Source organism: Pseudomonas sp. 5Vm1k, from assembly GCF_056161485.1.
The window spans coordinates 480,156-492,236 of the sequence record NZ_JBSPCZ010000001.1; the positions used below are offsets into that span (position 1 = coordinate 480,156).

The window sequence follows — 12,081 nt, forward strand, 5'->3', positions numbered from 1 at the left end:
ATTTTCAGACGGCACAAAACAAATGTGGGAGCGGGCTTGCTCGCGAAGAGGCCAGTACATTCAACATCAATGTTGACTGTTACACCGTCTTCGCGAGCAAGCCCGCTCCCACAGGGGATCTGCGTTGTGTGGTGCTTACAACTTGATCCAGGTCGCCTTCAGCTCGGTGTACTTGTCGAACGCATGCAACGACTTGTCGCGACCGTTACCCGATTGTTTGAAACCACCGAACGGTGCAGTCATGTCGCCGCCGTCGTACTGGTTGACCCACACACTACCGGCACGCAGCGCTTTGGCCGTCAGGTGTGCCTTGGAGATGTCCTTGGTCCACACCGCAGCGGCCAGGCCGTATGGCGTGTCGTTGGCAATCGCAATGGCTTCTTCGGCGGTGTCGAAAGCAATGACCGACAACACCGGGCCAAAAATTTCTTCCTGAGCGATTTTCATCGCGTTGTTCACGCCGTCGAAAATCGTCGGCTCAACGTAAGTGCCACCGGTTTCCTGAAGAATGCGCTTGCCGCCGGCCACCAGTTTGGCGCCGTCGGTGTGACCGGATTCGATGTAGGACAGCACGGTGTTCATCTGCTGGGTGTCCACCAGCGCACCGACGTTGGTCGCCGGATCCAGCGGATTGCCTGGCTTCCAGGTTTTCAGCGCTTCGATCACCAGCGGCAGGAAGGTGTCCTTGATCGAGCGCTCGACCAACAGACGCGAACCGGCGGTGCAGACTTCGCCCTGGTTGAAGGCGATGGCGCCGGCGGCGGATTCAGCGGCGGCTTGCAGGTCCGGAGCATCGGCGAACACGATGTTCGGGCTCTTGCCGCCAGCTTCGAGCCAGACGCGCTTCATGTTCGATTCGCCGGAGTAGATCAGCAGTTGCTTGGCGATCTTGGTCGAACCGGTGAACACCAGGGTGTCCACGTCGTTGTGCAGGGCCAGGGCCTTGCCGACGGTGTGGCCGTAGCCTGGCAGGACGTTCAGCACACCTTTCGGGATACCGGCTTCAACGGCCAGCGCAGCGATACGAATGGCAGTCAGCGGCGATTTTTCCGATGGCTTGAGGATCACCGAGTTACCGGTGGACAGTGCCGGGCCGAGTTTCCAGCACGCCATCATCAACGGGAAGTTCCACGGCACGATAGCGCCAACGACGCCAACCGGCTCACGAGTGACCAGACCCAGTTGATCGTGCGGGGTGGCGGCGACTTCGTCGTAGATCTTGTCGATGGCCTCGCCGCTCCAGCTCAGGGCTTGCGCCGCGCCTGGAACGTCGATGTACAGGGAGTCGCTGATCGGCTTGCCCATGTCCAGGGTTTCAAGTAGGGCCAGCTCTTCGGCGTGCTGTTTGAGCAAGCCGGCGAAACGAATCATGGTGGCTTTGCGTTTGGTCGGCGCCAGGCGCGACCACACGCCGGAATTGAAGGTGGCGCGAGCGTTTTCCACAGCGCGCTGGGCGTCGGCGGCGTCACAGCTGGCGATCTTGCCCAGCAGACGGCCATCGACCGGGCTGATGCACTCGAAGGTCTCACTGGAGACGGCATCGGTGTATTCGCCATTGATGTAGGCGCGGCCTTCGATCTTCAGATCGCGAGCCCGCTGTTCCCAGTCGGCACGAGTCAGGGTGGTCATACGAGTGTCCTCCTCTTGTTGAATACGAGTGCCCCGCGTTATTCGCGGGCGCTGTCAGGAATTCTGCCCGGCCAGCCTGCTATCGGCCCAAGGCACCTGCCACCCTAAACCAGTGGCCGGGGTTGTTTCAATATATTTGACACAAGGTCGGTAAACGGCCTTGCGGTGTTCATTTTAATAAACATAGACTTTGGCCTTTCCAGTCACATACGCCGCAATCACGGGGGATTACAACAAAATGAACATCCAGGACGTCGTCGACTTCAGCCAGGCCACCACCCAGCCCGATCGCTATCGGCCGGACCCGGCGAAAGTGCTCAAGGGCGACCCCGAGCAAGCCGTGTACAACCACTACAACAGCCCGTGCGGGCAGATGAGCGCCGGCGTGTGGGAAGGCGAAATCGGCCAGTGGCTAGTGAATTACACCGAGCATGAATACTGCGAAATCGTTCAGGGCGTGTCGGTGCTGCGCGATAACGATGGCAACAGCAAGACGTTGCGGGTGGGTGATCGCTTTGTGATCCCGGCGGGTTTCCGTGGTACCTGGGAAGTGCTGGAAGCGTGCCGCAAGATTTATGTGGTGTTTGAACAGAAGGCTTGAGGATTTTGTTGTCTGGGCCGACGCTTTCGCGAGCAAGCCCGCTCCCACATTAGACCGCGATCCCATGTGGGAGCGGGCTTGCTCGCGAAGGGGCCCGAACAGGCAACGCAAAACCTGCAGGCAATAAAAAAGGCCCGTATCTCGCGATACGGGCCTTTTTCATAAGTCGGAAAAATCAATTACTTGATTTTGCCTTCCTTGTAGATCACGTGCTTGCGAACAACCGGATCAAATTTCTTGATCTCGATTTTGTCCGGGGTAGTACGCTTGTTCTTGTCGGTAGTGTAGAAGTGACCAGTACCGGCGCTCGAAATCAAACGAATCAATTCACGCATGATTAGCTCCCTTAGATCTTGCCAGCTTTGCGGATTTCGGCCAGCACGACAGTGATGCCACGCTTGTCGATGATACGCATGCCTTTGGCAGATACGCGCAGACGCACGAAACGTTTCTCTTCTTCAACCCAAAAGCGGTGATGCTGCAGGTTCGGCAGGAAACGACGACGGGTTTTGTTGTTTGCGTGGGAAATGTTATTCCCAGTCACCGGACCCTTACCGGTAACTTGACATACTCTCGACATGCCTCAGCCCTCTAAAACCACATGCCCAACCCGGCATGGGTTGGCCGCTTAATCTCTCAGTCATTTGGCGCCAGGCGCCGCGTTTCTTTAGAGGTCTTACCGGCTACACCTACAGTGAAGGAACCGGGCCCCTAGAAAAGAGCGCTGCTTTATACCAGAAAGACCCGAGAGCAACAACATTCAGTGTGCGATGAATTCACAAAAAGCCCATTTTTCGGGCTACGAGCGCCTTGGACAAAGGCTATCGTCGATGGCGACCGCTCGTCGCAGAGCATCGGCCAACACGCCAATCCAGGGCTTTGTGAAACCGCGCACACCCAAATCAGGCGCCTATAGTCACCGCAAAATGAAAATGGGGATAGTCATTTGCAAAAGAGCCCACTAGGGTAGGCCTTTTCCAGACTGCACTTGCAGATGGGCCTTCGATCTGTAAAGGAATCCGACCATGCGCCTCGCTGCCCTACCGCTGCTGCTTGCCCCATTGTTACTGAGCCCGCTGGCCCAAGCCGCCGCCCTGACCGTCTGCACCGAGGCCAGCCCTGAGGGGTTCGATGTGGTGCAATACAACTCGCTGACCACCACCAATGCCTCGGCCGATGTGCTGATGAATCGCCTGGTGGACTTCGATACCGCCAGCGGCAAAGTGGTCGCCAGCCTCGCGGACAGCTGGGAGGTCACGCCTGACGGCCTGACTTACGTCTTCAAACTTCACCCGCAAGTGAAATTCCACAAAACCGAGTACTTCAGCCCGACCCGCGATCTGAGCGCCGAAGACGTCAAGTTCAGCTTTGACCGCATGCTCGACCCGGCCCACCCGTGGCACAAAGTCGCCCAGAGCGGCTTCCCCCACGCCCAGTCGATGCAACTGCCGGCGCTGATCAAAAAGATCGACGCTCTGGACCCGCTGACTGTGCGCTTCACCCTCGATCACCCGGACTCGACCTTCCTCGCGACCTTGAGCATGGGCTTCGCCTCGATTTATTCGGCTGAATATGCCGACAAACTGCTGAAGGCCGGCACCCCGGAGAAGCTCAATAGCCAGCCGATCGGCAGTGGCCCGTTCGTCTTTACGCGATTCCAGAAAGACGCGTCGATTCGCTACAAGGCCAACGCTGACTACTTCGGCGGCAAGCCATCGGTAGACCCGCTGATCTTCGCCATCACCCCGGACGCCAACGTACGTTTGCAGAAATTGCGCCGCAACGAGTGCCAGATCGCCCTGTCGCCCAAGCCACTGGATGTGGTGGCCGCCAAGCAAGAGCCGACGCTGAAAGTGGAAAAGACTGACGCCTTCATGACCGCTTTCGTCGGCATCAACAGTCAGCATCCGCCGCTGGACAAGCCTGAAGTCCGCCAGGCGATCAACCTCGCGTTCGACAAGGCCAACTACATCAAAGCCGTGTTCGAAGACACCGCCGAGCCCGCCAATGGCCCCTACCCACCGAACACCTGGAGCTATGCCAAAGGCTTGCCGGGTTACCCGCACGACGTCGAAAAAGCCAAGGCGCTGATGGCCAAGGCCGGGCTCAAGGATGGCTTCCAGACCACCATCTGGACCCGCCCTTCCGGCAGTTTGCTGAACCCCAACCCGAGCCTCGGCGCGCAACTGTTGCAATCTGATCTGGCGGAAATCGGCATTCAAGCCGAGATCCGGGTGATCGAGTGGGGCGAGCTGATCCGTCGCGCCAAGGCTGGCGAGCATGATCTGCTGTTCATGGGCTGGGCTGGCGACAATGGCGACCCGGACAACTTCCTCTCGCCGCAATTTTCCTGCGCGGCAGTCAAGTCCGGCACCAACTTCGCCCGTTACTGCAGCCAGGACCTGGACAAGCTGATCAGCGCCGGCAAGACCACCAGCGAACAAGGCGTGCGCACCAAGCTGTATGAACAGGCCCAGGCGCAGATTCAGCAGCAGGCATTGTGGCTGCCGCTGGCGCACCCGACGGCGTTCGCGTTGACCCGTAAGGATATCGAGGGTTACTCGGTGAGCCCGTTCGGTCGGCAGGATTACTCCAAAGTCAGCCTCAAGTAACTGCCCCGCCTCCCGTAGGAGCTGTCGAGTGAAACGAGGCTGCGATCTTTTGATCTTAAAAAATCAAAGTCAAAAGATCGCAGCCTCGTTTCACTCGACAGCTCCTACGGGGGAGCAGGCTTGCTAAGGCTTACATCCACCCATACTCCGCCATCGACAGCGGCTCACCATCCCCGACAATGAAATGGTCGAGCACCCGCACGTCCACCAACTCCAGCGCCTCTTGAAGTCGCTTGGTGAGCATTCGGTCGGCCTGGCTGGGGTCGGTGTTACCCGACGGGTGGTTGTGGCACAGGATCAGCGCAGCGGCGTTGTGCGCCAGGGCGCGCTTGACCACCTGCCGTGGATAAACGCTGGTGCTATCGATGGAACCGCGAAATAGCGCTTCAAACGCCAGTACCCGGTGCTTGGAATCGAGAAACAGACAGCCGAACACCTCATGGGGCTCATGGCGCAGCATTGCCTTGAGGTAGTCGCGCACAGCCAAAGGACTCTCCAGCACCGAATCTCGGCGTAATCGCTCGGCCAGATGCCGCCGGGCCATCTCCAACACCGCCTGCAACTGAGCGAACTTTGCCGGGCCCAAGCCCAATTGGCTGCTGAACGCCCGTAGATCAGCCTCCAGCAACGTGCGCAGACTGCCGAATTGACTCAACAGGTGTCGCGCCAGATCTACTGCGCTTTTGCCGGACACGCCGGTCCGTAGAAAGATTGCCAGCAGTTCAGCATCAGAAAGACTCGCCGAACCTTGTTCAAGAAGCTTCTCCCGCGGCCGTTCCGCCGCCGGCCAATCGCGAATACTCATAGCACCTCCATGTCTGTGGGCGCCGCTGTTCCGTAGCGGTCGCTGTGATATCGTAGCCCATCTTTTTTGCGGGCGAATGCATCCCTGGGGAGGGGGTTTCGCCATGCAGTCATCAACGAAATGAAAGGCAGACCTATGCAGCGGCTGTATCGGAAACGCATCGTTCTGGGCGTCGGCGGCGGCATTGCTGCCTACAAGAGCGCCGACCTGGTTCGCCGCCTGATCGACCAGGGCGCCGAAGTGCGCGTGGTCATGACCCGTGGCGGCAGCGAGTTCATCACCCCGCTGACCATGCAGGCCTTGTCCGGGCACCCGGTTCACCTCGACCTGCTGGACCCCGCGGCGGAAGCTGCCATGGGCCACATCGAGCTGGCTAAATGGGCCGACCTGGTGCTGATCGCCCCCGCCACTGCGGACCTGATCGCCCGTCTGGCCCAAGGCATTGCCAATGACCTGCTGACCACTCTGGTGCTGGCCACCGACGCGGTGGTCGCCGTGGCCCCGGCGATGAACCAGGCCATGTGGCGCGACCCGGCGACCCAAGCCAACCTGCAACTGCTCGAAAGCCGCGGCATCAAATCCTTCGGCCCAGCCTCCGGCAGCCAAGCCTGCGGTGACGTCGGGATGGGTCGCATGCTCGAAGCCACCGACCTCGCCCAGTGCGCGGCGGACTGCTTCCAGCGTCAGGCGCTGACTGGCAAACACGTGCTGATTACCGCCGGCCCGACCCAGGAAAACATCGACCCGGTGCGCTACATCACCAACCACAGCTCCGGGAAAATGGGCTTTGCCCTGGCCGAAGCTGCGGTAGAAGCCGGCGCCCGCGTGACCCTGATCACCGGCCCGGTGCACTTGCCGACCCCGGATCGTGTCACCCGCATCGACGTAGTCAGCGCCCGCGACATGCTCGCCGCCTGCGAAGCCGCGATCCCGTGCGACCTGTTTATCGCCTCGGCAGCGGTCGCGGACTACCGCCCGGAAGTCGTCGCCCCACAAAAACTCAAGAAAGACCCTACGAACGGCGACGGCTTGTTGCTACAGATGGTGCGTAACCCAGACATCCTGGCCACCATCGCCACTCGTCCCGACCGTCCGTTCAGTGTCGGTTTCGCCGCTGAAACCGAACACCTGCTCGATTACGCAGCCCGCAAGTTGAAAGACAAGAACCTCGATTTGATCGTCGCCAACGACGTCGCCAACCCGAGTATTGGCTTCAACAGCGAAGAAAACGCCTGCAGCGTGATCGACCGTGACCTGCACGCCACACTTTTCGCCCAGACCAGCAAGAGCAAGATTGCTCGCCAGCTGATCACTTTTATCGCCGACCGTCTGAACCAGGTTTAATTTACATGCACGCTTTGCAAGCCAAGATCCTCGACCCCCGCATCGGTACCGACTTTCCGCTGCCGCAGTACGCCACCCCTGGCTCCGCCGGCCTCGACCTGCGCGCCATGCTGGAAAAAGACACCGTGATCAAGCCGGGCGAAACCGTGCTGATCCCGACCGGCCTGTCCGTCTATATCGGCGATCCAGGTTTGGCCGCACTGATTCTGCCGCGCTCCGGCCTGGGCCATAAACACGGCATCGTGTTGGGCAACCTGGTCGGCTTGATCGACTCCGATTACCAAGGCCCGCTGATGGTCTCCTGCTGGAACCGCGGCCAGACCGACTTCAACATGGTGGTCGGTGAACGCCTGGCTCAACTGGTTCTCGTACCGGTGGTTCAAGCGCACTTCGAGATGGTCGAAGAGTTCGTCGAAACTGAGCGCGGTGCCGGCGGTTTCGGTCATTCCGGCAGTCACTGATACACCGCGGTGCGGCTCGGCACCCTGCCCGGCCGCACGTCAGCGTTTTGCATTTCAGGATGAAAATTGCACAGACGTCATCTGGATGGTTTACCACTGAAAATCAAGGTATTGGCAGGCAAAATGCTTGCTGGCATCGGGGTCATGGCCTTTGCACACCACGAACTCTCTGTGGAAAACGCCGTCATACCCTTCAGTTTGAGCCTGCCCACGAACACTTCGGGGGCAAGTCCAGTCACTTTAGAAATGGAGCATTCCCACAGATGAGCAGCCCAGCCCAAGTCGCACCCAAGTTCCCCGACAGCATCTTCCGCGCCTACGACATTCGCGGCACCGTCCCGGAATTCTTGAACGGTGAAACCGCTTATTGGCTCGGCCGCGCCATTGGCGCCCAAAGCCTGGCCCAGGATGAACCAAACGTCAGCGTTGGCCGCGACGGTCGCCTGTCCGGCCCGGAACTGGTCGAACGCCTGATTCAAGGCCTGGCCGACAGCGGTTGCCACGTCAGCGACGTCGGCCTGGTGCCCACTCCGGCGCTGTACTACGCCGCCAACGTATTGGCTGGCAAATCCGGGGTAATGCTCACCGGCAGCCACAACCCGTCGAACTACAACGGCTTCAAGATCGTCATCGCCGGCGATACCCTGGCTAACGAACAGATCCAGGCCCTGCACGAACGCCTCAAGACCAACAACCTGAGCAGCGGCAAGGGCAGCATCACCAAGGTCGAGATCCTCGATCGCTACAACACCGAAATCGTCCAGGACATCAAACTGGCCCGCCGCCTGAAAGTGGTAGTCGATTGCGGTAACGGCGCGGCCGGCGTCATCGCCCCGCAGCTGATCGAAGCACTGAACTGCGAAGTGATCCCGCTGTTCTGCGACGTGGACGGCAACTTCCCGAACCACCACCCGGACCCGGGCAAACCTGAAAACCTCGTCGACCTGATCGCCAAGGTCAAGGAAACCAACGCTGACCTGGGCCTGGCCTTCGACGGCGACGGCGACCGCGTCGGCGTCGTGACCAACACCGGCAGCATCGTCTTCCCAGACCGCCTGCTGATGCTGTTCGCCCGCGACGTACTGGAACGCAACCCGGACGCGGAGATCATCTTCGACGTCAAATGCACCCGTCGCCTGACGCCGCTGATCAAGGAATACGGCGGTCGTCCGCTAATGTGGAAGACCGGTCACTCGTTGATCAAAAAGAAAATGAAACAAACCGGCGCCCTGTTGGCCGGCGAAATGAGCGGGCACATCTTCTTCAAGGAACGCTGGTTCGGTTTTGACGACGGTATTTACAGCGCCGCGCGGCTGCTGGAGATCCTCAGTAAGGAAAAATCCACTGCGGAAGAGTTGTTTGCGACCTTCCCGAACGATATTTCTACGCCTGAAATCAATATCCATGTGACCGAAGAGAGCAAATTCAGCATCATTGATGCATTGCACGACGCGAAGTGGGGCGAAGGCGCTGACCTGACCACCATTGACGGCGTGCGAGTCGACTACGCCAAAGGCTGGGGCCTGGTTCGCGCCTCCAACACCACGCCGGTGCTGGTGCTGCGCTTCGAGGCTGATGACGAGGCTGAATTGCAGCGCATCAAGGACGTTTTCAAAGTCCAGTTGAAGCGTGTTGCCCCTGATCTCCAACTACCGTTCTGATTTTTTGATGCACCGGAGCCCTGAATGACCCTCGAACGCGAAGCCGCCGCCAACACCGCCAAGGTCCTGTCCGAAGCGCTGCCTTACATTCGCCGCTATGTCGGCAAGACGCTGGTGATCAAATACGGCGGCAACGCGATGGAAAGCGAGGAGCTGAAAACCGGCTTCGCCCGCGACATCGTGATGATGAAAGCCGTCGGCATTAACCCGGTGGTCGTTCACGGCGGCGGCCCGCAAATCGGCGACCTGCTCAAGCGCCTCTCGATCGAGAGCCACTTCATCGATGGCATGCGCGTGACTGACGCGCAAACCATGGACGTGGTGGAAATGGTCCTCGGCGGCCAGGTCAACAAGGACATCGTCAACCTGATCAACCGTCATGGCGGCAGCGCCATCGGCCTGACCGGTAAAGATGCCGAGCTGATTCGTGCGAAGAAGCTCACCGTGACCCGGCAGACGCCGGAGATGACCCAGCCGGAAATCATCGACATCGGCCAGGTGGGTGAAGTGGTCGGGATCAACACCGACCTGCTGAACCTGCTGGTCAAAGGCGATTTCATTCCGGTGATTGCGCCGATTGGCGTGGGTGCCAATGGTGAGTCGTACAACATCAACGCTGACTTGGTGGCCGGTAAAGTGGCCGAAGCGCTGAAAGCTGAAAAGCTGATGCTGCTGACCAACATCGCCGGCCTGATGGACAAGTCGGGCACGGTCCTCACCGGCCTGACCACCCAGCAAGTCGACGATCTGATCGCCGACGGCACGATCTACGGCGGCATGCTGCCAAAGATCCGTTGCGCGCTGGAAGCGGTGCAAGGCGGCGTGGGCAGTGCGCTGATCATTGACGGTCGGGTTCCGAATGCGATTCTGCTCGAGATCTTCACCGATACGGGTGTAGGTACTTTGATCAGTAATCGCAAGCGTCCCTGAGTAACGCCTTAAAAAGATCGCAGCCTTCGCAGCTCCTACGGACGTATGAATAATCCGTCGGACCTGACGAAGCCTGCGATTTTTTTTGCGCGCACGAATACCTGACCACGGACCAATACCGGCGGGATGTCGGATGAGGTCGAAGTTGGCATGCTGACCTGCGGAAAGCAAAAATATCGCGAATCACATTCCTATTCAGAAGTCCAATGGCGAACGCGCCAGTTATCAGACTTTATTGACTTATTTGTTTGGATTTCTCGTAAAAGTGCGTCATGTCACTCCATACATTGTATCCATGCGTATGCATAACCGAGCAGTAACTATTCATATGGCAATTGGCCTTACCGCCCCGCATGAATATTCATCGATGAAATACGAGTTGTTACGTATTGACACCAAAGATTTAACGCTTAGAATCGAGACAATGATTGCACCTTCCGAGGACCGGAGGGAATAAAGTATAGGGATATACAAATGCTTGGGAACTCTCGGCAACGCCACGTTGCAGAATACAACGCTTCCATATCACGCCTCTGGGCGATATTGAATACCCACCCAATCCCTTCTTATTGCACCGCACCTTATAGCGGCGCGATTTCCGCTCCCGTATCTCATCTATATTAATTTCGATTTTCACATTGAACGGTGCGGCTCAGTAGTGGCCGTTGTTCGCTGTTAGAAATTTCGTAATTTCGCAATTATTACTTCGATAATTGTATGTTGGCGTTTGCCCTGAAAAAAGTTTCCCTGGTCAAATGGAATTCCGATTCTTAATCAAGGAGTGGCCTGGTCATGTTCAAAAGTCGTAAACGCATTGCACTTGATGATTCCAGCCTGGAACGTGTGAAGCTGACGCCGCAGATGATCGACTATGATCGATTCGCAAGCCGTGGCCGTTCCCAGTACCTGCCTTATGTCATGAGCTTCAATGCCGCCGACTATCGATCAGCGTCGATCAATACCGATCGGCTGGGATTTCGTTTCGCACATGATGCCGAAGGCCGGCCGATCAGTGTCGGCAGCCTAGAGGCCAGTACGACACCGGAGGTCAACTTGCTCGTCGGGGCTTCGCCAGCCTTGGGTTACGGGGCCTCCAGCGATGCCGCCTCTGTGGTGAGCCGCCTTTCCTTGCATGATCCCGACGCTACGCCATGGCTGAATTTCGCGGGACATTGCTTCAATGCGACCCAGGAACTGATGTTGTTCATGCTGCATGTCCACCGCTTGCCCAAAGTGCGCCGGATCGTGGTCATGGGGGGCTTCAACACGCTGGTTATGGCCCGCCTTCCTGAGTTCATCCGCGGCGATCTACCGCCGTTCTATTTCTGCGGAGAGTATTACGAAAAGTTTGATGAAGTCGCTGAGGAACATGGCGCCGAACTACCACCTGTCAAACTTCCAAAGTGGCCAGCTGAAACCACCTCAGTACCACCGATTGACCAAACGCTAGCGCGCGCCACTCAAGATACCCTCAATTGCCTGGCCACTTGGAAACGGCTTGCGGACTCTTTGGGTGCGGAACTCTCCTTCGTTATGCAGCCCTTGGCGACTTGGGTAAGAAAGCCGTGCGCCGAAGAGCAGAAACTGTTCGATGAGCTTGACCGGATTTCCCAACTGGGCACCTGGCAACACTTGTATGGCGATATATCTGATGCCGCCGTCGCTGATTGTTATGCCGATAAGTTGGCTAACGGTTGTTATGCGCTGGGCATTCGATTTGCAAACTTGGTCGATGATTTGCGTGAGCGTCCGTCCGATGAGTGGATTTTCGTCGACCGTGCACACTTTACTGACCTTGGTAATGATGTTGTGGCACGCGCTATTCATCGAAACCTGCATTAAGCATTGAGGAGACTGTATGTTAAAGCGAATTCGCAAAGCACTTGGCTCACTGTTTAAGAAAAATAAAAAAGCCAAGAAAAAGAAGAACAATTCCTCCATCTATCCGATGCACTAATGAAGACTAATAGGCAGATCTTTTCTAGCTTCCTTGGGGCTCAGGCTGGGGAAGAGGTTAGGCGCATGTTTACGTCGGCCA

10 protein-coding genes and 1 pseudogene are annotated in these 12,081 nt (G+C 58.0%); 7 read left to right on the forward strand and 4 right to left on the reverse strand.

What is annotated here, in order from left to right:
* Nucleotides 1-135: 135 nt before the first annotated feature.
* Nucleotides 136-1,629, reverse strand: coding sequence for an aldehyde dehydrogenase (locus tag ACWIKB_RS02180; protein WP_133835398.1), 1,494 nt, complete (start codon nt 1,627-1,629; stop codon nt 136-138).
* 238 nt (nt 1,630-1,867) lie between these two features.
* Here ACWIKB_RS02180 and ACWIKB_RS02185 point away from each other — a divergent pair, with 238 nt between their 5' ends.
* Nucleotides 1,868-2,230: a cupin domain-containing protein gene (locus ACWIKB_RS02185; protein ID WP_123403799.1), complete on the forward strand. Its 363-nt coding sequence runs from the start codon at nt 1,868-1,870 to the stop codon at nt 2,228-2,230.
* A gap of 179 nt (nt 2,231-2,409) precedes the next feature.
* On the opposite strand, the gene rpmG is transcribed toward ACWIKB_RS02185, so the two are convergent.
* Both rpmG and rpmB read right to left on the reverse strand, forming a co-directional pair.
* The gene (gene rpmG / locus ACWIKB_RS02190; RefSeq protein WP_007894709.1) at nt 2,410-2,565 is read right to left on the reverse strand and encodes a 50S ribosomal protein L33; all 156 of its coding nucleotides are present in this window, start codon (nt 2,563-2,565) and stop codon (nt 2,410-2,412) included.
* 11 nt (nt 2,566-2,576) lie between these two features.
* A complete protein-coding gene (gene rpmB / locus ACWIKB_RS02195) occupies nt 2,577-2,810 on the reverse strand; it encodes a 50S ribosomal protein L28 (RefSeq protein ID WP_007894701.1) in 234 nt (77 codons plus the stop codon).
* Nucleotides 2,811-3,255: 445 nt separating this feature from the next.
* Between rpmB and ACWIKB_RS02200 the strand changes: the two genes are divergently transcribed.
* A complete protein-coding gene (locus tag ACWIKB_RS02200; protein WP_475265133.1) occupies nt 3,256-4,842 on the forward strand; it encodes an ABC transporter substrate-binding protein in 1,587 nt (528 codons plus the stop codon).
* A 130-nt stretch (nt 4,843-4,972) separates the two neighbouring features.
* On the opposite strand, the gene radC is transcribed toward ACWIKB_RS02200, so the two are convergent.
* The gene (gene radC, locus ACWIKB_RS02205; protein ID WP_475265134.1) at nt 4,973-5,647 is read right to left on the reverse strand and encodes a RadC family protein; all 675 of its coding nucleotides are present in this window, start codon (nt 5,645-5,647) and stop codon (nt 4,973-4,975) included.
* Nucleotides 5,648-5,782: 135 nt separating this feature from the next.
* Here radC and coaBC point away from each other — a divergent pair, with 135 nt between their 5' ends.
* From coaBC to ACWIKB_RS02230, 5 genes and pseudogenes are all read left to right on the forward strand, one after another.
* Nucleotides 5,783-6,991: a bifunctional phosphopantothenoylcysteine decarboxylase/phosphopantothenate--cysteine ligase CoaBC gene (gene coaBC / locus ACWIKB_RS02210; protein WP_475265387.1), complete on the forward strand. Its 1,209-nt coding sequence runs from the start codon at nt 5,783-5,785 to the stop codon at nt 6,989-6,991.
* A gap of 5 nt (nt 6,992-6,996) precedes the next feature.
* Nucleotides 6,997-7,452, forward strand: coding sequence for a dUTP diphosphatase (dut, locus tag ACWIKB_RS02215; protein WP_462029242.1), 456 nt, complete (start codon nt 6,997-6,999; stop codon nt 7,450-7,452).
* A 284-nt stretch (nt 7,453-7,736) separates the two neighbouring features.
* Nucleotides 7,737-9,113: pseudogene (locus ACWIKB_RS02220) on the forward strand (phosphomannomutase/phosphoglucomutase); the annotation flags it as partial.
* A gap of 24 nt (nt 9,114-9,137) precedes the next feature.
* A complete protein-coding gene (gene argB / locus ACWIKB_RS02225; RefSeq protein ID WP_475265135.1) occupies nt 9,138-10,043 on the forward strand; it encodes an acetylglutamate kinase in 906 nt (301 codons plus the stop codon).
* Between the two features lie 792 nt (nt 10,044-10,835).
* Complete coding sequence (locus ACWIKB_RS02230; protein ID WP_475265136.1) at nt 10,836-11,885, forward strand: hypothetical protein; 1,050 nt, start codon at nt 10,836-10,838, stop codon at nt 11,883-11,885.
* Nucleotides 11,886-12,081 lie beyond the last annotated feature (196 nt).

Excerpts from the sequence above, each read along its gene's own strand:
- ACWIKB_RS02180 (WP_133835398.1), bottom strand. The coding sequence starts at position 1,629 with ATGACCACCCTGACTCGTGCCGACTGGGAACAGCGGGCTCGCGATCTG.
- radC (WP_475265134.1), bottom strand. The coding sequence starts at position 5,647 with ATGAGTATTCGCGATTGGCCGGCGGCGGAACGGCCGCGGGAGAAGCTT.
- ACWIKB_RS02185 (WP_123403799.1), top strand. The coding sequence starts at position 1,868 with ATGAACATCCAGGACGTCGTCGACTTCAGCCAGGCCACCACCCAGCCC.
- coaBC (WP_475265387.1), top strand. The coding sequence starts at position 5,783 with ATGCAGCGGCTGTATCGGAAACGCATCGTTCTGGGCGTCGGCGGCGGC.
- rpmB (WP_007894701.1), bottom strand. The coding sequence starts at position 2,810 with ATGTCGAGAGTATGTCAAGTTACCGGTAAGGGTCCGGTGACTGGGAAT.
- dut (WP_462029242.1), top strand. The coding sequence starts at position 6,997 with ATGCACGCTTTGCAAGCCAAGATCCTCGACCCCCGCATCGGTACCGAC.
- rpmG (WP_007894709.1), bottom strand. The coding sequence starts at position 2,565 with ATGCGTGAATTGATTCGTTTGATTTCGAGCGCCGGTACTGGTCACTTC.
- ACWIKB_RS02230 (WP_475265136.1), top strand. The coding sequence starts at position 10,836 with ATGTTCAAAAGTCGTAAACGCATTGCACTTGATGATTCCAGCCTGGAA.
- ACWIKB_RS02200 (WP_475265133.1), top strand. The coding sequence starts at position 3,256 with ATGCGCCTCGCTGCCCTACCGCTGCTGCTTGCCCCATTGTTACTGAGC.
- argB (WP_475265135.1), top strand. The coding sequence starts at position 9,138 with ATGACCCTCGAACGCGAAGCCGCCGCCAACACCGCCAAGGTCCTGTCC.